This is a genomic window from Algoriphagus taiwanensis (genome assembly GCF_036245645.1).
Classification (GTDB): domain Bacteria; phylum Bacteroidota; class Bacteroidia; order Cytophagales; family Cyclobacteriaceae; genus Algoriphagus; species Algoriphagus taiwanensis.
On sequence record NZ_BTPE01000039.1, the window covers coordinates 1 to 698 of the forward strand.

At 43.7% G+C, this 698-nt stretch carries 1 protein-coding gene; it reads left to right on the forward strand.

What is annotated here, in order from left to right:
- Position 1: 1 nt before the first annotated feature.
- Positions 2-698: IS1595 family transposase (locus tag AAA938_RS20150; protein WP_338230728.1), on the forward strand; the 697-nt coding region annotated here is incomplete at its 3' end.

Below are 698 nucleotides of genomic sequence, written 5' to 3' on the forward strand. Positions count from 1 at the left end.
CATCAAAGAGCAACGAATCCAGCAGGGAATCATTTGTAAGAAGTGCTCCGGTCGCAGACATTATTGGCTTGAAAACAAGCTTTCCTTTCAGTGTGCTGCTTGTGGGTTCAGAACAAGTATCAAGAGCGGCACAGTAATGGAAAGCAGCAACTTACCCATTAGGACCTGGATGATGGCTATCACTTTCATTACCGCTACCAAGAAAGGATTCAGTGCGACCGAACTCCAAAGACAACTGGGAATGAAGCGTTATGAACCGGTTTTCAGGATGTATCACAAGCTTAGGGCAGTCATGGGAAAACGTGATGACCGCTACAGACTTGAAGACATGGTTGAATACGATGAAGCTTTTGTGGGAAAGTCCACCAAAGCCCAAGTCCGAAGCAAACTCAAGAGAGGTAGAGGAACTCAAAAACAGTCAAAAGTGGCTGTAATGGCCGAATCGACTGTTTTAGAAGACCCTGAGTCGGGAAAGTTTGCTAAGAGCTGTAGGTACTTCAAAATGAAGAAGATAAAGAACTTGGAGGCAAAAACAGCACAGACTTTAATCAAAGAATACATTGATTCAAACTCGGTGCTTCAAACAGATAAGAGTACCACCTTCTCAGATCTGAGTGATTGTATTGATGTCCATGTCAGAGAGATCTCTGGAACAGACAAGGGCAAGTTTAACCTCAAATGGGTTCACATTGCCATCA